The 22,417-nt window shown below is 71.8% G+C and carries 20 protein-coding genes; 10 read left to right on the top strand and 10 right to left on the bottom strand.

Annotated features, from left to right (window positions below; all coding sequences use genetic code 11):
* Positions 1–285 precede the first annotated feature (285 nt).
* Positions 286–2,118, top strand: a complete 1,833-nt coding sequence (locus tag P3T34_RS00835) for an SUMF1/EgtB/PvdO family nonheme iron enzyme (protein ID WP_280663997.1) — start codon at positions 286–288, stop codon at positions 2,116–2,118.
* Between the two features lie 7 nt (positions 2,119–2,125).
* Here P3T34_RS00835 and P3T34_RS00830 read toward each other — a convergent pair whose 3' ends face one another.
* Positions 2,126–2,557, bottom strand: coding sequence for an NUDIX hydrolase (locus tag P3T34_RS00830; RefSeq protein ID WP_280663996.1), 432 nt, complete (start codon positions 2,555–2,557; stop codon positions 2,126–2,128).
* Between the two features lie 44 nt (positions 2,558–2,601).
* Between P3T34_RS00830 and P3T34_RS00825 the strand changes: the two genes are divergently transcribed.
* From P3T34_RS00825 to P3T34_RS00785, 9 genes are all read left to right on the top strand, one after another.
* On the top strand, positions 2,602–3,426 hold the full coding sequence (locus tag P3T34_RS00825) for a hypothetical protein (RefSeq protein WP_280663995.1): 825 nt from the start codon (positions 2,602–2,604) through the stop codon (positions 3,424–3,426).
* 328 nt (positions 3,427–3,754) lie between these two features.
* Entirely contained in the window at positions 3,755–4,015 is a 261-nt protein-coding gene (locus tag P3T34_RS00820; protein WP_280663994.1) for a hypothetical protein, read from the top strand.
* Positions 4,016–4,098: 83 nt separating this feature from the next.
* Positions 4,099–4,341, top strand: a complete 243-nt coding sequence (locus P3T34_RS00815) for a hypothetical protein (RefSeq protein WP_280663993.1) — start codon at positions 4,099–4,101, stop codon at positions 4,339–4,341.
* Positions 4,342–4,400: 59 nt separating this feature from the next.
* The gene (locus P3T34_RS00810; RefSeq protein WP_280663992.1) at positions 4,401–4,883 is read left to right on the top strand and encodes a hypothetical protein; all 483 of its coding nucleotides are present in this window, start codon (positions 4,401–4,403) and stop codon (positions 4,881–4,883) included.
* Positions 4,884–5,050: 167 nt separating this feature from the next.
* Positions 5,051–5,341 (top strand): DUF397 domain-containing protein, encoded by a 291-nt coding sequence (locus P3T34_RS00805; RefSeq protein WP_280663991.1) that lies wholly within the window; start codon positions 5,051–5,053, stop codon positions 5,339–5,341.
* Positions 5,342–5,691: 350 nt separating this feature from the next.
* Positions 5,692–6,927: a methyltransferase, FxLD system gene (fxlM, locus tag P3T34_RS00800; protein ID WP_280663990.1), complete on the top strand. Its 1,236-nt coding sequence runs from the start codon at positions 5,692–5,694 to the stop codon at positions 6,925–6,927.
* Positions 6,928–7,001: 74 nt separating this feature from the next.
* Positions 7,002–7,169: a hypothetical protein gene (locus P3T34_RS00795; RefSeq protein WP_280663989.1), complete on the top strand. Its 168-nt coding sequence runs from the start codon at positions 7,002–7,004 to the stop codon at positions 7,167–7,169.
* A gap of 71 nt (positions 7,170–7,240) precedes the next feature.
* The gene (locus P3T34_RS00790; protein WP_280663988.1) at positions 7,241–10,030 is read left to right on the top strand and encodes a lantibiotic dehydratase; all 2,790 of its coding nucleotides are present in this window, start codon (positions 7,241–7,243) and stop codon (positions 10,028–10,030) included.
* Complete coding sequence (locus tag P3T34_RS00785; protein WP_280663987.1) at positions 10,023–11,252, top strand: lanthionine synthetase C family protein; 1,230 nt, start codon at positions 10,023–10,025, stop codon at positions 11,250–11,252. Before P3T34_RS00790 ends, P3T34_RS00785 begins: the two co-directional genes overlap by 8 nt.
* Before the next feature lie 57 nt (positions 11,253–11,309).
* Here P3T34_RS00785 and mobF read toward each other — a convergent pair whose 3' ends face one another.
* The 9 genes from mobF to P3T34_RS00740 all read right to left on the bottom strand — a co-directional run bounded on the left by mobF (position 11,310) and on the right by P3T34_RS00740 (position 22,167).
* Entirely contained in the window at positions 11,310–15,761 is a 4,452-nt protein-coding gene (gene mobF, locus P3T34_RS00780) for a MobF family relaxase (protein WP_280663986.1), read from the bottom strand.
* 724 nt (positions 15,762–16,485) lie between these two features.
* The gene (locus tag P3T34_RS00775; protein WP_280663985.1) at positions 16,486–17,139 is read right to left on the bottom strand and encodes a hypothetical protein; all 654 of its coding nucleotides are present in this window, start codon (positions 17,137–17,139) and stop codon (positions 16,486–16,488) included.
* A 39-nt stretch (positions 17,140–17,178) separates the two neighbouring features.
* On the bottom strand, positions 17,179–17,457 hold the full coding sequence (locus P3T34_RS00770; RefSeq protein WP_280663984.1) for a DUF6211 family protein: 279 nt from the start codon (positions 17,455–17,457) through the stop codon (positions 17,179–17,181).
* 200 nt (positions 17,458–17,657) lie between these two features.
* Positions 17,658–18,260, bottom strand: a complete 603-nt coding sequence (locus P3T34_RS00765; protein ID WP_280663983.1) for a DUF6349 family protein — start codon at positions 18,258–18,260, stop codon at positions 17,658–17,660.
* The gene (locus tag P3T34_RS00760; RefSeq protein WP_280663982.1) at positions 18,257–18,658 is read right to left on the bottom strand and encodes a DUF6181 family protein; all 402 of its coding nucleotides are present in this window, start codon (positions 18,656–18,658) and stop codon (positions 18,257–18,259) included. Before P3T34_RS00760 ends, P3T34_RS00765 begins: the two co-directional genes overlap by 4 nt.
* Positions 18,659–18,699: 41 nt before the next feature.
* Entirely contained in the window at positions 18,700–19,131 is a 432-nt protein-coding gene (locus P3T34_RS00755; protein WP_280663981.1) for a DUF6197 family protein, read from the bottom strand.
* 64 nt (positions 19,132–19,195) lie between these two features.
* On the bottom strand, positions 19,196–19,894 hold the full coding sequence (locus tag P3T34_RS00750; protein ID WP_280663980.1) for a hypothetical protein: 699 nt from the start codon (positions 19,892–19,894) through the stop codon (positions 19,196–19,198).
* 71 nt (positions 19,895–19,965) lie between these two features.
* Positions 19,966–21,435: a DUF3560 domain-containing protein gene (locus P3T34_RS00745; RefSeq protein WP_280663979.1), complete on the bottom strand. Its 1,470-nt coding sequence runs from the start codon at positions 21,433–21,435 to the stop codon at positions 19,966–19,968.
* Positions 21,436–21,765: 330 nt separating this feature from the next.
* Positions 21,766–22,167: a DUF6409 family protein gene (locus P3T34_RS00740; RefSeq protein WP_280663978.1), complete on the bottom strand. Its 402-nt coding sequence runs from the start codon at positions 22,165–22,167 to the stop codon at positions 21,766–21,768.
* Positions 22,168–22,417: the final 250 nt, after the last annotated feature.

The following is a 22,417-nucleotide window of genomic DNA, read 5'->3' as shown; positions in this document are numbered from 1 at the left end:
CCGGCGCGCGCGTCCCCCCTCGCGCCCCCAGTGGCCACCCACGAGCCCGCCCCGCCCGGCTACCCGCACGCGGTGGCGGGCCCCAATCGAAGAGCCGCCGCGCTCGGTCCAGATGAGTGGCCACAACGGGCGCGGCAGCGCCGCTGGCCGGACACTGCGCGTCCCACGCAGGTCGATCGGTGGCACCACCCATTCCCCGGGTGCCGACCTCCGGAGGCGGGGAATGTCGGCATTCGGGGCGAAATCCGTCAACCAGTCAGCACGGTACGAGAATTGGAGACCAGGGTGAGTACACAGATGTGGAGCGATTCCGAGCAGCAGTGGGAGGACCCGGCGCGCAGCGCGGTGGACATCGCCGAGCACGTCGCCGCCCTGTTCAAGCCGGAGCAGGCCCCGCTCCTCACCCTCGGCGTGTTCGAGAGGGTCGGCTCGAACTGGACCAGCGACACCCTGCGCCCCTACCTGCCGCAGCACAACGAGCCGTTCCGGCAGCAGCTCGGCTCCCGTCACCCCCTCTCCCCCAACAACTCCCGCCCGCCGGGCCCGGCCGACGCCGACCTCCCCGCCCTCCCCGCCCACCACCTCGCCTGCGCCCTCGCCGACCTCTACGGCACCGATCAGCGGCACATGGTGAAGGAGACCAACCTCTGGTTCGCCACCGGCGCGATCACCAACCTCCTGCCCAACTCCCCCCTCCTCATCCTCTCCCGTGCCCCCCTCGGCATCGCCAGCTCCTTCGCGCGCGGCAACTTATTCGAGCGCTGGCACTACGCCTCCCGCTACAACATGCTCGGCAACGCGGCACGCAACTCCGCTCACTGGGCTCCGTGGGCCGAACTCCTGCCGGAGGACGACCCGGAGCCCGCCGTCGCCCTCGCCCGCCTCATCGCCCTCAACTCGCTCCTCCTCGCCAAGGCGATCAGGAAGGACCTCGGCGACGCGGGCCGCCGCCACACCCACCTCGCGTACGAGCGCCACGTCCTGGCCCCGGAGACGGTGCGCGCCAACCTCGCCGCCTACCTCGACATCCCCCTGCCCAGCCAGCCAGCCCCGGTCGGGACGGCGAAGGCCGGCGCTCGGGGAGCGGACAGCACGTTCGCCACCAAGAAGCACAAGAGCGAGCTGATCGCTGAGCTGGACCCGCGCACCGCCACCCTCGTCCCTCACCACGTCGCCGAGACCCTGTCCCGCGCGACCAACGTGGTGGAGCACCAGGTGGTCGACGTCGCCCGACACTGGCTCAACGGCGATTCCCTGTACGAGGTGCACGACCCGGCCGGATCGGTACCGGCCCCCCGGTCAGGGACGGCGCGGGGGGAGGCACGGCGCCCCGGCCCGGCCGACTACCGCCCGGCGGTAAAGAAGAGCAGCGTGGTGTGGCGCACCCACCTCGTCAGCAACGAGGAAGTCGCCGAGCTGCTGAACATCCTCAGCGAAGCGGGGATGGACAACGCCCGCGACGGCGTCAACCTCTTCGTCATCCCGATGCGAGTGCAACGCGGTGGCCGCCTCCACCAGGACCCGAGCAGCGGAAGGTGGCGGCCGAGCCAGGGGTACGAGCACCACCCCGCCTACTGGGTCACCTGGCTCGGCGCCGCCGCCCTCGCCGCCTGGCATGGCGCCCGACTCCCCACCCGCGCCGAGGTGCTGGAAGCCGCGGCGCTCGCCCGCAACGTCTACAACGCCGACTACCGCTTCGGCGACGCCACACCGGTCGTCGAGCCCGGCCGGGACCACGGCGACATCCACCACCTGGTAGGCAACGTCCAGGTGTGGTGCCAGGACGGCCCGGAGGCCGGCACCCTCCAGTTCCCGCTGCGCCGCTACCTGGTCGGCGCCGCATGGAACACCCCCGCGACTAGGGAGGCGGTGGCCGAGGAGCGCTCGCGCTACCTCCTCGGTGCCTCACGCGGCGTCGGCGTCCGCCTCGTTCGGGACCCGAGCATCCGGGCAGCGGACGAGATAGGGGCGTGGGAACTGGCGGAGCGCATCGGCTCCTGGGTCAACCGCCTCGAACCCACCGGAGTCCCGGTCGGCTACCTCGACCAGGCCCTCGTGAGCGCCCTGACCGGCCCCGAGGCCGAGAACGGCGATGAGACCGAGGCCAGCCAGGACTGAGCAGGGGTCAGAGGCCGATCTCAGACTTCGGGCCCACGTAGGTCCCGGCCCCCGTCCACCCCGAGCGGGCCAGGTCCACGAACCGCTCGGAGAAGCCGAGGTCGGCCAGGTCCTCCAACGCCACCCACTCCACACCCCGGATCGGGCGGGTGTCGGCGCCCTCCTTCACCTGCCCGATCGTCCCCCCGACCACCTCGACCTCGAAGGAGATGTGCACGACGTGCGCCTTGGTGACGTCTGCGACGTACAGGAGGCGGCCGACCTTCACCTCCAGGCCAGTCTCCTCCAGCATCTCCCGCCGGAGTGCTACTTCCAGGCTCTCCCCGTCCTCCACCTTGCCGCCGGGCAGGGACCACGTCCGCTCACCCTCGGTGTCCTGGTTAAGCAGCAGCAGCTGCTTGTCACTGTTCACGGCCATGCCGGTCACTCGCGTATGCATCCGCGAACCGTACTCCCACCCAACTCCCGCACGGAGGCCATCCGATGAAGACGCAGAACAGCACGGCCGTGGTCATCGCGGCCGGAGGACTGGGAACCAGGGTGGCCGGGTGGTCCACGTTCATGCCGAAGGAATTTCGCCCGGTCGAGGGACGGCCCGGCATCGTCCATGTACTCCAAGAGGCGGAAGCGGGCGGAGCGCAACGGGCCGTGGTCGTCCACCACCCCTACTACATCGGCCTCGCGGACTGGGCCAGCCAGGTGTTCGGTCCGGGTGGAACCGCGCGCTACCGGCAACTGGCGAAGCAGGCTGCCGGCCAGCAGCAACCGCTCGGCCTACGCGTGAACTTCGTTCCCCAGCGTGGGCGGTACGCCGACGTCACGTCGGCCCTCAATGGCTCCGAGTACCTGCGCACCGGCACCATCGGCCTGGTCTTCTCCGACAACGTCGACACCACCCACCAGGCCATGGCCGAGCTGGTCGCTGCCACCGACCCCGCCATGCCCGCCGTCCTTACCTCCCCCTTCGACATCAACCGCGCCTCCAGCCACGGTGTCGTCGTCTGCACCGGCTCCGGCCCCGTGCGCGCCATGGCAGGTCTCGTGGAGAAGCCGGAGTTCATCACCGCCGCGCGCCTGGTGGCCGAGCACGGCCTCGACAACCTCCGACTGCTCCAGGGCCGAATGCGAATCACCCCACCGCTGCTTCACCACCTGGCCGCAACCGTCCGGCACGCCGGGCGGTTGGAGCCGAAGCTGTCGCTGGGCCTGGCCTCCTATGCCCGGCACCACCGGGTGCAGGTGGTCACCAGTACGACAGCAATGGTCGACCTCGGGGCCCCCGACCGAGAGCAGGCAGCGGCATCGTGACGAAGGAGGAGGGGCAGCAACCGGGGTGGCGACCGCGGACCTGGTCGGGAATGGCGGACAAACGCCCGAAGGTGCCCGAGCGCCCGGTGCCGGCACCGGCACCGAAGCGTCCGCACGCACGACCCCGGAAGAAGGTGAAGCCGGCGGAGGAGCACCCCGGCCTCCTCATCCCCGACATCCCGGCCCGGCCCACCGCCGAACCGCCTCTCACTCACTGGCCCTCCCTATTCCTCGCCCCGCCCCCCGCGGTGCCCCGGCCGCCCCGTGCCCCCATCCCCCTGTACCACCGCCCCTGGCACCGCCCGCCCTGGAACGAGACGAGGACACCGTGACGCACGATCAGACCACCGAGCCCGTTGCGGCTGCCGACCTGCCGAAGCGCAAGCGCGGCACCCACTGGCAAGAGCCGCCCGCACACCCGTCCGGCGCGTTCCTTCCGCAGGGCCCAGTGCAGCAGAGGCAGGAGCCCCGCGCGGCCGCCCACCGGACCGCCGACTTCCTCACCCACACCTCGACGCAGAGGTGGGTATCGGTGGCGGAGGCGTTCGACAGCCCGTCCGCCGTCCGCCCCACCAGGGACGTCAGCTGAGCTGAGCCGATCGGACGTCCGGCCGCCACCCAGCCCCCGCGCCGGTCGTCGCGGCCAGGACGAGCCGACACAGGGGGCTAGGCGTGGGCAGACACCGCAGGCCAGCGGACCCGCCCTCCGATGTGGAGAAGACGGCCGAGCTGGGCATCGCGCTCCTCGCCATCGCGGTCGGCAAGGAAATCGCGGTGGAGGGGGTGACGGTGCCCCCCGGCACCACCACGCCCTATCTCTACCGACGCACCTACCGCCCCGACGGCCTCACCACCTACTGCATGGTCCGCATCGCCGACCTGCCCACCTACGGCTTCCCCCCACCCGACCCTTGACCGCCCCTTGGCGGGTTCCCAAGTTGGGACGCCTGCCCGCTGCCTGGAGAATTCGCCCGATGAGGCTCAGCCACCCACCCGGCTGCACCTGTCCGATCTATACCGACCCCCCGCGCATCGCCCGCCTGAATCTGCGGCGGGCGGAGGCGTTGAAGGAGTGGCCGAGGCGGGTGACCGGGCGCAGTAGGACTGCGGCGACGCACGCGGCTAACGCAGACCGCTCTCGCTGCGGCTTCATCCTCCTCGACACTGACGTGGAGAAGCCGGGGTGCGCCACCGTCGACTGCAATCCCTGTCTCAACGAGGAGGCGGCGGAGACGGCGAAGATCGACGGACGCCGCATCCGTACCAGCGACACCAACAAGCTCTCGCCCGAGTCCCTGGCGGGCTGGGCCGAGGCCCGCCGGAAGGAAGCGCTCAAGGCCGCCATCACCTCGTGGGAACCGGTAGCGGCCGCGCGAGCCATGCGCCGCTTCGGCCTCATTGCCGATGATCACCTCGCCGTTCTCCTCGACCTGGTCGACCAGCTGGACGCCAGCTGACGCACGGCGCCTCCGCGGGCGCGAACGGTCAGATCCGCGCAGCCTCTGACCACGGCCGGGCTGTCGTCTGCGAGGATGCGGCGGGTGACGACGACTTCGCCGGCCACCACCATCTTCATTCTCAGGGCGGCCGGCAGTCGGCCACCGTCGAGTTGAAGGAGAGCGAGATGTCGGAGAACCCCCAGGCCGAAGGCACGCCGGTGGCGAAGCCCAAGTACACGCAGGAGGAGCTGGCGGGCCTCACCTGGTACGGCGCACCCGGAGACACCGAGGGGCCGCAGGTAGCGTTCCCGGAGGACGGCACCGGCAACGTGGTGATGCGCCACGGCGCGGACCACAGCGCCCCCCTCCTCGTCTACACCCCCAGCGAGTGGGAAGCGTTCCAGGCCGGCGCCGCAGACGGCGAGTTCGACGAGGTTGAGCAGCAGGTCCCGGCTACCAGTCCCGCCACCGAATAAGGGGTGGCCACGCTCGGCCAGCAGCGCAGCAGCCTGCCCGAATTGGGGACGTCGAGATTCAGCCGTAGCCACGATTCCGATTGCGCACAGCGCCGCAACCGCCCCGCCGCTGGTCACGGCCACCCCAGCGGGTCGGCGCGGGCCGGGTGCCGGATCGGGTGAACGCGGCCGAGCCGTGGATCTGCGCCCTGGCGGAGTCGGGGATTGGCCGGAAACCCTGGAGAACGGGGTGCGGACTGCTGATTACGGTGAGCACCCTCTCCACTACTAGTCGCCCTGGGAGTCAGCAGCTGTGTTGACTACGCGTGACGTTGCCCCTCAAGGGACCGCCGGTGTCTAAGCTCCCCAGCATGAAGACCGTCAGTGACCGCGACGTCACAGAGCTAGCCGCCGAGGCGGCGGAGCTGAACAACCACCTGGTCGCCCAGCTGGAGCGGGCGGGCAGGATCACCAGCGCCGAGATCGCAGCCGCGTTCCGGGCTACCCCCCGCCACCTCTTCGTGCAGGACGCCGAGTTGAGCGAGGCGTACAAGGACGATTACCACCCCACCGACCGCGACGGCGACGGCCGACTCCTCAGCTCCGTCAGCGCGCCGTGGCTGGTCGCGCAGATGCTGGAGTACCTGCGACCCCAGCCGGGCAACTCGGTGATGGAGATCGGCTCCGGCGGCTACAACGCCGCGCTACTCCACCAGCTGGTCGGCGACGCGGGCGCGGTGACCAGCGTCGATATCGACCCGGCGGTGACCGAGCGCGCCCGCCGCTGCCTGCGAGCGGCTGGCCTGGAGGATGCCGTCCGCATCGTCACCGGCGATGGCGCGCACGGCGTCCCCGACGCGGCCCCGTACGACCGGATCGAGGTCACTGTGCAGGCGGCCGCGATCGAGCAGACCTGGCTCGACCAACTCGCCCCCGACGGCGTGCTCGTCGTCCCGCTGCGTGTGCGCGGCCTCGGCCGCCTCGTTGCTCTCACCTCGGACGGGCGGGGGCACTGGACCGGCGGCGGTTGGCTACCGTGCGGCTTCGTGGCGATGCGGGGGGAGGCGGCGAGCTCCACCCAGATGCATGCGCTGACCCCCGGTACCCGGGTACGGGTCGACGGTACCCAGCCGCTCGACACCGAGTCCCTGACGAAGGTCCTCGACAGCGCCGGCAGCCCGCACTGGTCCGGCGTCGAGGTGGGGGCGAGCGAGGGCACCAGGCCCGTCATCGACCTGTGGTTCGCCACCGTCCTCGACACCTACGGCACCCTGCTGACGAACCCGGGGGAGTCCGCCCTGCGGGCGCTGTCCGGCGGCACCCCGCTCACCTGGAACACCGACTCCACCACCGCGGCTTACGTGACGATGCGTCCGGTTGAGGGGCAGAGCGGCCGATACGAGTACGGAGTCGTCCTCCACGGCGAGGACCACACCTTGGCCGAGACGCTGGTGGAGAGCTTGCGGGAGTGGGACCGGGACCACCGGGGACGTCCCGGCCCCGTCCTCCACGTCTACGCCGAGGGCACCGATCCCGCCACCATGGCCCCCGGCCGAGCGCTGAACCGGCCCGGCGCGCCGCTGGTCCTCACCTGGCCGAAGGACTGACGGCCACCCAAACTCCCGGACCCGCGCGGTCCGGGCGCACCATCCCCAAACGGACGATGGAAGGAGGACGCACCATGACCACCGCACTGCTGGACGCCTTCGCGCTCGACGCGGTGAACACGCCGCTGACCGGTGTGCGTGAGAACTACGCGGACACCGAGGGCGATACCACCGGTGATGGCTGCGGGGAATCGCCCCCGGCCGGGCCGACCAGTGGCTGCCTGATCCCGGGCCAGCTGTAGTAGCGCACGGGTGGGCGGCACCGGCGGCACCGGTGCCGCCTACCCGGCCGTTCGACCAGGGGGAACCGTCCGTGCGTAGCCGTCTCGTACCCGACCCGGTGGCACTCGCCCGCCTCCCGCTCCTGGCGGCAGACAGCCCGAAGGCTGGCGGACTGATCACCGAGGGGTTGTTCCTCGCCTCCCGTGACCTCGACGGCGCCGCTGGCGGCGCGCTCGCGCGGGCTGCCTACGAGCTGCGCGCCCGCACCCGCACCACCCCCAACGGTGTCTGGGCCGCCGCCGCTACTGCGCACCTGGTGCCTGGGGAACCGGTCCTGCTGCTGGGGGAACAGCACCGCTGTGCCACGCTCCCCAACCCGGCCTGGCTCGCGGCCGTCGCCGACCGCGCCCTTGAGCTGGCGGACGGGCTCGACCACCTCCGTCTCTTCGCCAACCCGACCGCGCTGCAGCGCGGCGCGGTGCTGGAGGTCGAGCACCCGGGGCCGGACGGCTCGGCGCAGCTGGGCACGGCTCGGGTGACCGAGGTATCCAGCTGGCTCATGCGCGAGTGCAGCCGGGCCGGCGGGGCCCCGGCCTCGCGGGTCATCCGCGCGATGCTCAAGCACTGGCCCGGCGCCGACACCGCCGCTGTCCAGGCCGCGATCACCTCGCTGGTCCGCACCGGCCTGCTCCTGACCGATCTCCTGCCTGCTGACCTCTCCCGCGACCCGCTCGGCCACCTCGCCACAAGGCTGCCCCCGACTGCCGGCCTGCGCGAAGCCGTCCTCGACCTGCGCGCGTTGCTCGCCGGTGCGGACCGGCACCGGCCCGGTACGCCCGAGCGCCTGCCTCTTCTGCGCGCCGCCCGCTGCGCGGCCGACGCGATCCACGCCACCGCCCGCCCGCTGACCTGCGACACCATCGGCGAGGCCGAACTCCGTCTCCCGACCACGGTGGGGAGGGAGACTGCGCGGACGGTCAACGTGCTCTGGCGCATCGGCCACCGCACGGCGCCGCTGCTCGCCTGGACAGCGAGGTTCCGGGACGTGTACGGGCCGCACCGCCTCGTCCCACTCCTCGATGCCGTCGACCCAGCCACCGGGATCGGCCCGCCCGGACCGGAAGACGCGATCGGCGCCCGCTCCGACCTGGACGACCGGCGCGCCCATCTCCTCCTCGCGCTGCTCACCACGGCGATAGCGCACGGCGATCACGAGGTGGAGCTGACCGAGGAGATGGTGGACGCGCTCGCCCACGACAGCGACGCGCGGCCGCCGCGCACGGCCGAGGCGCACGTCCGTGTCCGAGAAGACAAGGGCGGCCACCTCACCCTGGTCATCGGCACCCACGCGGCGCAGGACGCCGGGTCTGCCGCTGGACGCCTCGCCCGCTACCTGCCTGACCTCTCCCCCGAGCAGCAGGCCGGCGCTGACCCAGTGCTGGCGGAGATCGTCTGCCGCCCCCTCACCGCCAGCACCGGGGCCCTGGCGGTGGAGAGTGGTGGGACGGCGTACCGCATCCCGGTGGGCCTGCCCCTCACCGACTCCCGGGACCTCGACCCCCGAACCTTGCTCATCACCACCACCGCGGCCGGGCATCTCGCTCTCTACTCCCGCCAACTCGGCTGTCTGGTCCGGCCGGTGCTGCTCAGCAGGATCACCCGCGCGCTCCTGCCTCCGGCCGCCCAGCTCCTCCACCTGATCGGGCACGCGGACGAGAGGCCCTGGCACCCCTGGTCCTGGGGCCCCGCCGCCCTCGCGCCCTACACCCCGCGCGTCACCTACCGCTCCACGGTCCTCGCCCCGCAGCGCTGGCTCCTTCCCCCGGGCCTGGCCGCGCTGGTCGAGCACCGCGACCGCTGGCACGCCCACCTGGACGACTGGCTGGCCCGCCCCACCCTGCCCATACCGCAGCAGGTAGTGATCGAGGAGAGCGACCGGCACCTGCCCATCGACCTGCGCGACGCGGACCACCGCGAGCTGCTGCGGCGCAGTGTCCGCCGCGGATGCCGCACCGTCAGCGAGGTGCTGCCGGGGCAACCGCCAGTGCACGGTCCGGACGGCCGCCATCACCTCGAACTCGTCGTCACCCTGCGCCAGCAGCACCAAGCCGCGCGGTCAGTGCCGCTTGACCCCCGCGCCGCCGCCCGGCCCCGGAACACCGACGCCTATCTGCCCGGCAGCGCCTGGCTCTCTCTCGCCCTGCCCGTCCCCGTCCGGCACCAGGACGCCGTCCTCGCCCAACTCCCTGAGCACCCGGGCTCGCTGTTCTACTGGCTGCGGTACACCACCCCCGACCTCGGCCCCCACCTGCGCCTGCGCTATCACGGCGCCCCTGAGATGCTGGCCTCTGTGCAGCAGGAAGCCGCCGACCTCGCCGAGCGGCTGGCCGAACAGCACCTGACCAATGGCCGCCTCACCGTCGCGCCGTACGAGCGCGAGACCCAGCGCTACGGCGGGCCCGACGCGATCGGCGCGGCCGAAGCGGTGTTCGCCGCCGACTCCGCCCTCGTCCTCGCCGCCCTCCCCGCCCACGGCGACGACCAGCGGCTCATCCTCGCCGCCCACACCGCCGCCGCCATCGCACGCACCCTCAGCACTCCCACCGCCGCCCGACCCCGCCCCCTCCCGGCCGGCCTGCGCCGCCACCGCGAGGCCCTGCGGGTCGGGTGCCGGACGGCCACCATCCCCGGTGCCCTCACCGGGCCGTGGAAGTCCCTGATGGATGCCTTGACCGCCTACCGGCCCCTCGTCGCCGACGAGGTGGCGCGACTGTGCGCCTCCGACGTCATCCACATGCACTGCAACCGCCTCCTCGGCACCGACCGCATCCACGAGCACCTGGCCCGCTCCCTCGCCGCCGACCTTCTTCGTCATGCCTGACCCCCTCCTGCTGGTCGAGGAGACTGTGGCCGCCGTCTTCGACCCCGAGGACGCGGCCGCCGGGCTGAACCCCGGCGCCGCCGCAACCCTCGCGGACGGCCTGCCCGGCACCGCACTCCTCCTCGCTGTCCTGGCCGACGGCGACACCGCGCTGATTGACGCCGCCGAGCGGCACTGGACCGCTGCCGCCCGAGCCGTCGCGAACTCCCGACCGGACGGCATCTACTCCGGCCCCGGCGCCCTGGCCGCCTCCCTCATCTACGGCAGCGCCTACCTGCCCGACGCCAGGCGGCAGCACGAAGCCCTGGGCCGCGCCGCCGCCTGGCTCTCCGCCCGCGCCCAGGGCCTGGCCGAACATCAGGCCAAGCGGCTGCTCGCGGGCCGAGCCGGAACCGTGTGGGGCGTCTACGACATCATCAAGGGCCTGGCCGGGATCGGCCGCACGCTCCTCGCCGCCGTACAGCTCGGCCTCCCAGAGGCCGGGCCGGGGCTGTCCGCCGCTCTCACCACCCTCACCAACCTGATCACCACCACCGACGACGCGGGCCGACCCGGCTGGTGGGTCCGGGCGGAAGACCATGCGCTGTCCGTCCCCGGCGCTCTTCCACCCTCCGGTACCGCTAGCACCGGAACAGCGCACGGTATCGCCGGACCCCTCACCCTGCTCGCCCTCGCGCACCAGGCCGGCAACTCCGTCCCCGACCAGGAGAAGGCCATCGCCACCGCAGCTCACTGGCTTCTCAACTGGGCTGTTCCTGGCCCGTCCTGGGCCCCGTACGTCAGCGGCGACGACCTCGCACACCCACCGGACACCAAGCGTCTGGCCGCCACTCCGGGCCGCCGCGACGCCTGGTGCTACGGCACCCCCGGCATGTCAGTTGCCCTCCACCACGCCGGCCGTGCCCTCATGGAGCCCACTCTCCTCGCCCTGGCTCACCGAGCCCTCGACAGCCTCGCCCGCCGTCCGCCGTCCAGCTGGGACACGAGCGGTCCGGGGCTCTGCCACGGCAGCGCGGGAGTACTCCAGGTGGCCATCCGGCTCGGCCACTTGCCTCTCGCCGCAGCAGCAGCCGAACACACGATCGCCTCCACGAACTGGAGCGGTCCGGCGATCGGCTTTCTCACCGGCCGCACCGGCACGGCCCTCGCCCTGGCCACCCACCACCGCGCCCTCGACGGTGCCCGGCAATTGCACTGGGACGGGCTGCTACTGCTGACCTGACCCGCTCGTCCCCAACTCTGGGGACGTAGGCGCATGACGCCATGATTGTCGGCGTTCCTACGGCAGCGGTGCAGCCAACGGAGTTTCCGGAACCTCGTACGAGTTCGGATCTTCCGCACTCGCGTACCTGGTGTACGGGGATTCGGGCTGCGGCAGCGGGGCTGCTGCTTCCGCCGGGTCGGCCGGCTGTCGGCTGTGGTCGGCCCGCAGGGTCAGTTCGGCCCGGAGACCGGTTGCTCGGCCGTCGGCGGTCTGCGCTGTACGGCGAGCCCTCATGGCCTCGGTGCGGAGAGACTTGGCCGCTTCGGTGTCCTTGTCCTGGGCACGCCGCAGCAGGGCGGCCTTCTTCTCCTTCGGCAGGCCGGCTTCGGCGAGTACCGCTTCGTGCTCATCAGCGGGACCGGCCTGGTGGGCGACTTCGCGGAGCTGCTCGTTCGCGCTCTCCAGTTCCTGCTCAGTCGTGTGGAGGGTCCGGACGAGGCCCTCGCGCTCGGCCTCGACGGCGGTCCGCTGGTCTCCGCGCAGTACGGGGCGACCGAACCTTCCGGTGGCTGCCAACTGCTGCTCGATCCCGCTGATTCGGTCCTGGGTACCGTGCAGCCGGGCCGTATGCTCGGCGATGGTCGCTTTCAGGGCGCGCACGTCGCGGATCGCTTCGGCGCGTTCGGAAACGTCCTGGTGCCGGCGGTTGAGCGCGAGCACGTTGGGGCCGGTTCCAGCCGCCGCATTCTGCTCGGCGCGGTCCGCGGCGGCCTCGGCCTTGTCGGCAGCCGTGCTCGTGGCGCGTGCCGCTGCGGCGGCCTTGCGTGCGGCGTCGCGCAGGGCCTGGCTGGAGAGGTTGGCGTACGGGCGGGCGAAAGCCGCAGGCCGGGGCTCCGAGGTTGCGGCGGGCACCGCCGTTCGGTCGACGGTGCCGGTGGTGCGGCGCGGTTCGGGCTTCGGCGCGGCCTCGATGTCGTCCGGTTCGACGGTCTCTCCGGTGCCGGGGGCGCGCGGGATCGGTAGGTCGGGGACGATGTGCCGGACATGGGCGGGGACGGCGGCCGTGGGGAGTTCGGTGAGGATCATTCGTTCCTCGGTGCCGGTCTCGACTTCGCGGATGAGGCCCGCGACGGCTCGGTCAAGCTGTTCCTGGTCGGTGAGCGCGGCGCCGTTGCGGGCGCGGTCGGCGTCGGTCTCATAGACGGACAGCGGCAGGAAGAGGTGGGTCTCCTTCTTGTCGCGGCTCATCATCGTGTAGAGCGCGTTGGCTTGCGCGCCAGGACCGTAGACAAGGGCTTCCTCGACGCTGAGGCCCTGGCTCTTGTGGCCGGTGATGGCGTATCCGAGGGTGAGTCCGCCGCGTGCGATGTAGTCGGCGTCGACCCATTCGGCGACGTCGCGGTGGCCGCCGTCCTCGGTCTTCGTGCGCCACTCGACCAGGACCCGGCGGTCCTCGTCCACCGCGATCACCAGTCCGCGGAAGCCGTTCAGCACGTCTTCGCTCTCGCCCCTGGTCCGCTTGCTGCGGTAGTCGTTGGCGCGGAGGAGCACCTGGTCTCCGACGGACAGCGCCAGTTCGCCGCCGCCGGCCAGGGCGAAGAGGTGGTCGGGCCCGGTGAGGGCGCCGCTGGCCCTGCGGATCGCGCGGGCACCGAGGTTGAGTTCGTCGACGACCTCGTTGGTAGAGGCGAGCATGAGAAGCTGCTGCACGGCGGTGTGGTCGTCGGTGTGCGCGGCGCGCTTGTCCGCCCAGACGGTCAGCATCGCGGCGAGGGTCTCGTCCTTGTCCGCGAGGGCGTGGACACGGCCGGTTCCGGCGAAGGTTCGGAGCGCGTCCGTGCGGTTGTCGTCGCGCCACAGGGCGAGCGCCCGGCGTTCGATCGTGTCCCGCTGCCGGAAGTTCTCCGTGAGGCTGAGCCCGCCCACGATCTTGTGGATGGCGGCGAAGGACCCGCCGATGCCCGGCGAGTGCAGTTGCTTGGGGTCACCAACGGCGACGATCTTCGTGCCGGTCTTCGCTGCGTGGGCCAGTAGCTCGGCGATGTCGCGGTCATCGCACATCGCGGCCTCGTCCACGACCAAGACGTCAACGCCGTTGAGGCCGGGGCCTCCGGTGCGGATACCGGTGAGCCAGGACGCGAGAGTGCGGCTGGTGATGCCCGCTTCGGCCTTGAGGTTCGCGCAGGCGACGGCGGCCGTGCTGGCACCGGCGATGACGAATCCGTTGGCCTCCCACGCGACCCTCGCGGTGTTCATGATCGTGGTCTTGCCCGCTCCTGCGATGCCTTCGACGCCGTCGATGCCGTGGCCGGCGGTCAGCAGCCGTTCGAGGACGGCGCGCTGTTCGGCGGAGAACTGGAACTCGCCGCCGTGCTGGGCTTCCACGGCGGACAGGGTCATGGCGACGGTGTCGCCGGTGACGACGGCGGCCTGCTCGTTCAGGCGGTTGGTGGTCTCGCTGGCGATGAGCGATTCGGCAGCGACCACGTCGGCTGTGGTGTAGCGGTCGGCGTGAGCGAAGTGCTGGGGGCCCTTGGGGTTCAGCTTGACCGCGTATCCGGCGTGCCGCAGCACGGAGTTGGTGAGCTGTTCGGCTTCGTCGGCGTCCGCGACGCCGTACGGGAGAGCGTCCAGGACGGCGGAGATGGCGGCGGCGTGACTGAACTCCTTGGAGTGGCTGGTCAGCCCGGTCTTCGGGTCGAAGACCTGGGCGCACAGCTCGTCCAGGCCCGGGTTCTGGCCGGTCCGGGCTTGCTCGATGGCGCTGGCCGCGATGGCGTCGGGGTCGTCGCCCGCAGCCCGGCCTTCGGCCTGCCAGTAGGCGCGCAGGACATCGTCCTCGACGCCGGCGGCCTCGCCGTTCTTCGCGGCCTTGGAAGCGGTAGAGGCTGCGGTGCGCTCGCGGGTGGTGGCGCTGCCGTAGTCGATGCCCAGCTTGGTCAGCAGGTCGCGCACCTGGCTGTCGCGCTTGCTGAACAGGCGGATCGTGGCCTCGGGGATCGCGGCGATCTCCCACGCGCCGGTGCGCTCTTCGCGGCGGAAGGTGATGCCGAAGGTGTCGGTGAGCTCCCTGCGGATGCGGGCGTTCATGAGGGACTGGGTGGCACGCGCGTGGCGGTTGAGGTCACGGCCTCCAGCGGCCACGGTCGACCACTGGCCGTCAACTCCCTTGGCCATGTTGGCGAGCGTGAAGTGGAGGTGGAAGTGGGGGTCGCCGAACGGGGCGCCGTCGACGGGCCGGGCGGCGCGGTGCACCATCATCCAGCCGGAAAAGCCGCTGGTCTTCACGGTCGCTGCCTGGGCGCCGTCGCCGTTGCGACCGCGCATGCCGTAGGCGGTCCACCGCTCCAGCGCGCTGATGGACTCGCGGCCGGCGGTGGTGTAGATGTCTTCGACCTGGGCGGCGATCTCCTCGGGCGCGTAGGCGAGCAGCACGGACTTGGACTTCGCAAGGTCGAGCGTGACGTCAGCTCCGCGGTTGCCGATCTGCACCCGTCCTTCGAGGAGGGCGGCCTTGATCTCCTCGGCGTCCCAGACGCTCTCGGGGGCGAGTCCTGCGGCCTTGGCCATGGCGACGGCTTCGCGGACGTCCATGGGTAGGTCACGGAGGCGGCGTTCGCCTTCGCGTGCGGTCTGGGCGTACCGGCGCTTCATGGACGAGGCGGTGAACAGGTCGGCGGGCTGCTGGCTGGTCTCGGCAGCGCGGGCTTCGACGGCGCTCAGGAGTGCGCGGGCATCGAGGCGTCCGCCCGCCTCGGCGGCGACGGCCTTCTGCAACGCGGCTTCGCCGTACAGGGCGACGGCGTCGACTCCGACGGCGTCGGCGAGCTTGAGCAGGGTGGAGGCCGGGATGCGGTGCGATTCGCCGAAGCGCTGGAGCTGGTTCTCCATCCGGCGGAAGGCGTCCTTCTTCCGCTTCGAGTCCAGCAGGCTCGCGGGGCTCACACTGCGCTCGGCGGCAGCGCGGCGGATCGCGCGGACCAGCGGGGCGGCGGGCAGCTTCGCGGCCGGGGCGATGGCGACCATGGGTTCCACGAGGGTCTGGCCGGTACGGGGGTCTTCGCCTCGCATGAGGCGCCGGGCGGCCTGGAAGTGCTGGGCGGCGAGGATGCTGCCGGGGGTGATGCCGAACTCGGTGAGGCCGCTGCCGATCCACACGAGGGGGCGTTCGCTGGCATCGAGGTGGTAGTCCACCTGTCCATCTGCGGCAGGTTGGGGAAGGGTCTGGTCACCGTACAGGTCGCGGGCGTTGAGGCCGGCTGCGGCGGCGACCTCGACGGCGTCGAACCCGGTGAACCGCGCGTTCTTGGCGTTCCGGAGTTGGGTTCGGGCCCGGAAGTACGCCTTCTTGGCCTCGGTGGGGCCGAGGAGGGCGGCGACGGTGGTCCCGGCTTCTTCTGCCCTGGCCTCGATCGCGGCGACGAGAGGGGCGGCGTCGACCAGGACCGTCTTTCCGCATCCGTGGCCGCCGGTGAGGCGGTACTCAACCTGCTCGTCGCTCGGGCCGATCATGGTCACCCACGCCATCGGCCCGCTCACCCCCCGCGCTCTTCCGGTCAGATCCGGTCGTCTTTGAGGATTGTATCGTCACGAAGTGACGATACCTTGGTCCTCTAAATTCAAGATCATGATCAGCTGAGGGTGCCTCGGGCTTTCCAAACGGGCTGGTCGATGCTGTGGATCAGGCTCGGTCGAGCCTGATGTCCTGGGGGACTGTTACCTCGGGAGCAAGTCCGTGGGGTGGGAACTCCGTGCTCAGCAGGGTGGTGCGTATGGAGGTCGCTGCGGCTCCGGAGGTCGGCGTGCGGTGCGGGTCCTGGTGCGGTGGACCGCTCGCGGCCGGTCGAGGCTGGCGGACTCGCCGGGCGTCCGCGACCGTACCGATCAGCGTCGGCTCTTCCCCGCGCCGCCGGGCCGCGCGAAGGGCTGGCCAGGTGTCCGGCTCCCCGGGCCGGACGCGACCGGCAGGGGTCCACCGTCCTGCCGTTACTTGGTGATACAGGAAGGTCCCCGCTCCAGGAGCTGGAGCGGGGACCTTCTGAGGCCACCGGGCGGTCTCTCGGCAAGGGGGCTAGGTGTTCAGGGGCCATTCGCCGAACGGCACGGGCGCCTGGCCGTGGGCATCGCGCACGGCTTCGTCCGTCCCGCACGTGGTGCAGATGAGGACTTCCCGGTCGGCGGTCAGCCGAGAACGGGCAGGCCGGTCACCGAGCGGGCCTGCGCAGCGTGGACAGCGGCTGTCGGGCAACGGTTACTCCTCGGGGTGCTCGCGGGCGGACTTGAGGATGTTGTTCCAGGTCGGGCGGGAGTAGGTCTTCTCCGTCTGCTGCTGGAGTTCGGGGATCAGGTCGGCGTTCGTCACCTGCGGGTTGGCGGCGATGGCCTGCCGGGCGAGGGTGAGCCGTTCGTCGCCCTGGTAGGGGTAGGCCACCCTGGCGCGGGGGCCCGACGGGCGTCCGCCGGCGTGGCCGCGGCCCTTGCGGTCGGCGAGGTATTGCCACAGCCGCCAGCGCTTCCACTTCGGGCGCCTCCGGGTCGGCAGCTCGTCCCAGTCGTCCGGGTCGGGCCAGCCCTCGGGCGGGTTCTTGACGTAGTGCGAGACGGTAGCGGAGTCGGCGAACCCGCAGATCTTCGCCGCTTCGGCCGGGCCCACCATCTCCTCCGGGTCCCCGTCGAGCTTCGGCGGGTTCGTGGTGTTCATGGCTGCCCGCTGGCGCTGGAGTTCGTGGTGCCACCTCGCCCAGACGTCGCCGTCCCAGTGCATGACGCCGTCGATGAGCTCCGCGGGCGGGTGCCCGTTGTTCTCCCGGTCAGTCCAGAGGTTCTGGAGCGTAGGTTCGCTGATGTTGTGGACCTTGCGCAGGTCCGCTCGTGAGTAGAGCGTGCGGCCGGTCTTGCTGGGCACGGTCGTCTCCCATTCGGGATAGTGGCGGCTGGGGGTGGGTCACTGGAGTTCGTCCGGGTCCGGGGCCGGCGTCCACGTGCGGCTCCCGGTGGGTTCGAGCCGGGTGAGGGCGGCAATCTCGTCCAGGGGGACGGCGGCGGCCCAGTCGTCGCGGGCTGGGTGGTCGGCGGGGAGGTTGAGCACGAGGTGCCGGCCGGTCCGGGGGAAGTCCTCGACTATGACGAATCTGGCGGTGCTGTCGGCACCGATGCTGTTACCGCTCTTGAGCTGGGCGGTGTCGCCGGGCTGGGGACAGTCGGCGTGTCGATCCCATAGCATGGTGGAGTTCTTTCTGGTGAGAGAACACCGGACGGCCAGCACCGTGTTGCCCATGTGTGCTGGCCGTCCTTTGTTGTCTGGTGGTGCGGGTGCCGGTTCGGCACCCGCCGGGGCGGAGGTTGCCCGCTCCGCTGTCGGCGGAGTAATTGAACCATCTTTGATCCGGGGCGGCGGGGCCCTGGCCAGGTGGGCAACGGTCATCAGAACAGGGCTTCCTGGTCGGCTGGGCGGTTGCTCGGGTTGGCGGGCGGCCGGGCGACGCGGAGTTCGTAGCGGGGGCGTCCACGGTGCGGGGGTGCGTGGGCTTCGCGGCGGCGGCTCCAGGCCACCAGCGGGGCGCCCCGGTCCAGCCACCCCGGCGGGTAGCGGGAGGTCAGCTGTGCCCAGCGCCTCCGGTCGCGCGGGAGTGCCCACCGGTCTTCAACGGTGGTGAGGGGCGGCAGTTCGCGCCAGCCGGGGAAGGCGTGGTCGTGGGCGTCCTCCACGGACTCGTTGTCGCCATCGCCGTACCCGGCGCCTCGGTGGACGGGGCCCTCCCAGCCGCAAGCCAGGCACCCGCCACGGAACTCCTCTTCTTCCCTGCGGCCGGTTCGCCGGCTGCGGGTCAGCAGGGTCGGGGCGTGGTGCTCAGGCGGGTCGAGTTCGTGTCCGAGGTCGCTGTACTCGCCGCCGGGGTGGCCATGGCGGATGTGCCACGTTTGCGGTGCACCGTCGGTGGGGTCGGGGGTCCGCCCGTTGCGCACCCGCCAGTAGTTCGTCTGCTGGGCTCGGGCGCCGGTCGGCCTGGCGGTGGTCGGGGTCACGGCCGGTCGCCCGCCTCGGCGGTGAGCACGTCGCGTAGGGGGTCGGCGAGTGCGGCCTGTTCTGCCGGGGAGTCCTGGAAGCGCGGGCCGTAGGCGCGGCGGATCGCGCGGCGGGCGTCCTGGTGGCGGTCGTGGCCGGGGTCGTACGGGGAGCGGTCGAGTACCTCGTAGCCGTGCCGGGTGAGCACATCGGCGATGATCGCGCGGACCTGTACGGGGTCGAGGGTGTGAAGGTCGGTCTCGACGGGGGCCGCGAGGAGTATGCGGATCAGCTCGGTCGCGCTGAGCCGGGGTTGGAGGGGCACGCCGATCCGGTGGACGCCGTCCTTGCTCGGGGTGGCGGCTCCCCGTCGGCTGGGGACGCCGGTGGTGCTGCGGAGTGTGGTCGTCTGGTCCATCGCGCTGGCTCTCGGAGTGTCGGGGTGGCGGGCAGGGCCGGTCAGAACAGGGCGTGGTCGGCGCGGGCGGCGGCGGCGCGGAAGGCGCGGGCGGCATCGGCGGCGGTGCGGCCGGGCTCGGCGCTCCACCGGTCGATGACATCGCGGTGCCGGTCCTTCGCGGCGGTGGGGTCGTCGGCGTCGGCGGCGGGGTGGCCGGTCAGGGTCCCGGCGAGCAGGGCGAACGCCTCGTCAAGGGCGTGGTTGATGCGGTCCCAGTCGTAGGTGCGGCCGGCGCTTCCGCGCGCGCGGCCGGCGGCGACTTCGAGCGCGCCGCGGGGCCAGCACGGCAGGGTGGCGGTGCGGCCGGGGCCGTCGAACAGGCGCGGCCCGTGGTGGATGCCGACGTGTTCGATGTGGTGGGCGGCCCATTCGAGGATGGCGGCCGGGGTGTCGGCGATGACGAGGCTTTCGGGGCTGTAGCGGGTCTGCATGGTGGGTGGTGTCCGTTCGGTGGTGCCGGGGGCGGCGGTGCGCCGCCCCCGGCGGGTCGGCCTGCTACTGCTGGTAGGCGGGGATCAGTTCGCGGACGCGGTCCGGGCCGACGCATCCGCCCTCGTGGCGGTGGAGGCTCGGCAATCCGCCGTTGCGCCCGCGCAAGTGCGACCAGAACTTGGGGCCGACCCACCCGCACAGCTCACAGAGCAGGACCCAGTGGTTGTCGCTGCCGGGGAATCCGGTGAGGACCGGGCGCCAGCGGAGGACGGCGAGTCCGGCGAACGCGGTCTCGGCGCTCTTGGTGTTGCGGTCGTTGACGGGCATCCGCGGGTGCAGCAGCGGTACGGGGCCGGTCAGCGACTGGAGCACTTCGGCGCGGATCTGGTCCAGCGGGATGGCGGTGATCTCTCCGGCGGCGTACTTCTCGGCGAGGCGGGCGGCGGCCATCTCGACGCCGGGAACACCCTTGTCCGGGCGGCCGAGATTGGTCTCCCCCTCGCTGGTCTCGACCCACCAGTCACGGCTCCACCGGTGGGCGCGGCCGATCACCTGGTCCTGACCGATGACCACGGGGTAGCGACCTGCGGAGTCCGGGGCTCCGATGCGGTAGGGCATGGCGGCCTGGAGGGTGCCCGGTTCCGTGGTTTCGCGGACGGCCGTGTGGTGGTCGGGCTGACCGGGGACCGGGGCATGCTGGTCGTCCGGCTCGGTGGCGGGGAAGGTGGGGGCGACGGGTCGTTCGAGAAGCTGGATGCTCATGGTGGTGCCCTGTTCTGGTGACGGAGGGGCCCGCCCCGGGGCGCTCGGCCGCCGGGGCGGGTCGGCGGTCGTTACGCGGCGGCGGCCGGGGCCTGCGGGGCGGCAGTCCATGTACGGCGCGGGGTGATGCCCAGGTCCGAGAGGACCGGGTCGAGGCTCCCGTTGTCCGGTACCCATTCCCAGTCGGCGCCTTCGGTGCCGGGGCGGTCGGTCCAGGTGAGCATGTACGAGCGGCCGGAGGTGCGAGGGTCGCCGCACACGGCCTGTGCCTCGTGGCGGGTCATCGCCCACAGGGCGCGCTTGCGGGAGCGGTGGGAGTTCTTCGAGGCGATGAGCACCAGCGCCATGCCCTCCGGCCAGTTCGCTCCTGCGGCGGGGGCCGATGCGGGAGTCGGCTTCCCGTCGGGAGTGTGGTGGCAGTGACCGCAGCGGCGTATGTCCGCGCGCCACTGGCTGGAGTAGCACATGGGGCACGTCTCGGCCGCCGGTAGCGGCTCCTCGACCAACGGGGAGTGCTCGGCCTCCCCCTGGTGCTCGGCGGCCTTAGGCGGCTGCTGCATCTCGTCGGCGCTCTTGCGCCCGGAGATGTCGTCGTAGGGGGCGGTGGAGGTCCACCCGTCGTAGCCGTCGTCGGTGGCGCGGACGACCGTCTTGCCGGTGCCGTTGAAGATGTGGCGGATGGTCACGGACTTGGGGTTGACGCGCAGGATCTCGTACCAGGTGCCTCGGTGGAGGGCGAAGTCACCGCGCTTGAAGTCGGCGCGCGTCCAGACCTTGAAGCCCTTGGCTTCGGCGTCCTTGATGACCTGTTCCCAGTGCGCGATTTCCTCGGTCAGCTCCTCGTGCTCGATGGTCAGTTCCGGGTTGGCGGGGTTGCGGGTGTACCCCTTGGCTGACTCGCCGCGCTGCCACTTCACGACGGCGCCGAGGTCGGCCCGCAGCCTGTCCAGGCGCCGGAGGGTGGTGCCGGGGTTGGTGCGGAACTGCTCGTAGCTGGCAGCGGCCTTCTGGCGGTCGGCCCAGTGCTGGGCGCGGTCGCCTTCGCTGATGCTCTTGCGCATCGAGGTGTCCATCCGTGCCCTGTCGCGGCGGGCGCGGCCCTCGCTGTGGTGGCCGACAAGGATGGGCTGGCCGAATTCGAACCGCTCGGATATGTCGTGGGCGGACTTCCACGCGGCCTGGGAGTTGCGGGCGGCGTTGTCGGCGTACCCCTCGAAGCGGTCGGCGCGGGCCTCGGCCCGGTCTTCCCGGCCCTGTTCGGCCTCGGCGAAGGTGCGGCGGTCGGCGTTGTCGATCGTCAAGGTGGCGTCGAGGCCGGCGTCCCGCAGCCGCTGGGCGAGAAGTTCGAGGGAGGGGGTGTAGGTGGCGTGGTCGCGGCTGTGCGGGAGGTACCAGCAGTCGAGGTTGCGGCTCCAGCGGAAGGGCTGGCGCTGGGTGCGGCCGTACTCGCGGAGTTTGAGGATGTCGGCTGAGCCGTCGCCCCGGCTGGTGCCGTCGATCAGGGTTCCTTCTCGGCGGGTGTGGGTGATCTGGATGGTCATCGAACTGGTCTTTTCTGGTGAGAGTCTTTTGGCCGCCCGGAGGGCGGGCGGGGTGCTGGAAGCGGTGAGCACCACCGGGGGCGGGCCGTGAGGGACGAGCGGTCCGCCGCCGTCGCGCCCTGCGCGACGGCAAGGGCTGTCGCGCCCCCGCGGGGCGCGTCCTTCGCGGTCCGGTGCCCGCCGTCGGTCGGCGGAGCCGCTAGGCGGAGTCGGCCGGCGGCGGTGAACGCACCGGACCGTGCTGCTGCCGCCCCGAAGGGGTGTCTGCTCGGGTGTGGGGGCCCGCTGGTCCGGAGGTGTTGCCCTCCCCCGGACCGGCGGGGCCTTGGGTCAGTTTCGGCGGGTGGCCGGGGCGGCTTCGATCCGCTCGCGGACCGCGCGATTCACGGCGGCGGTGAGGTCGTTCCCCTGGTTGTAGGGGAACCGGCCGAGCGGCAGGCTGGTGGCGATGTCGCAGAACCTGCCCGTGTCCATGGTGGTCAGCGTGTCGTCAAGCGGCGTCAGCTCGTGGGGGAACATCGCCTGGACGCTGTCCCCGGGGATAGGTGCGCCGATGGTGAAGTACCAGACGACGACCATTTCGGCCGTGTCAGCGAACTCCGGGCCCCCGAACGGGCCGACGACGATGGCCGGGCGGGGGTCGAGCTGGTGGCTCCGGAACCAGGGTCCGGCGTTCACCAGGGTGGCTGCGGGGAAGTCCTGGACGGTGGGGGCCTGGTCGGTGGTGAGCATGTCGTGTCCTGTCTGGTGAGAGGTTCCGCCGGGGCCGGTCGGCCCCGGCGGGGGGTGTCGGTCGGGGTGTTGCCCTCCCCTTCCGACATCACTAATTAAACCATGTTTCTAGTTCTGGGTCAACCGGTGGCAACGAGTTCGCGGCGGCGCTCGGCGGCGGCGGTGACGGCCTGCGCGATGGCGCGGCCGGTCTCGATGACGCGGACGGCGGACTCGTGCACGGGGGGCTTCTTGTCCTGGGTGATGATGC

Origin of the sequence: Kitasatospora sp. MAP12-44, assembly GCF_029892095.1 — a bacterium.
Lineage (GTDB): Bacteria > Actinomycetota > Actinomycetes > Streptomycetales > Streptomycetaceae > Kitasatospora.
Note: the sequence above shows the minus strand (reverse complement) of the source record. Positions and strands in the feature narration are given on the sequence as shown.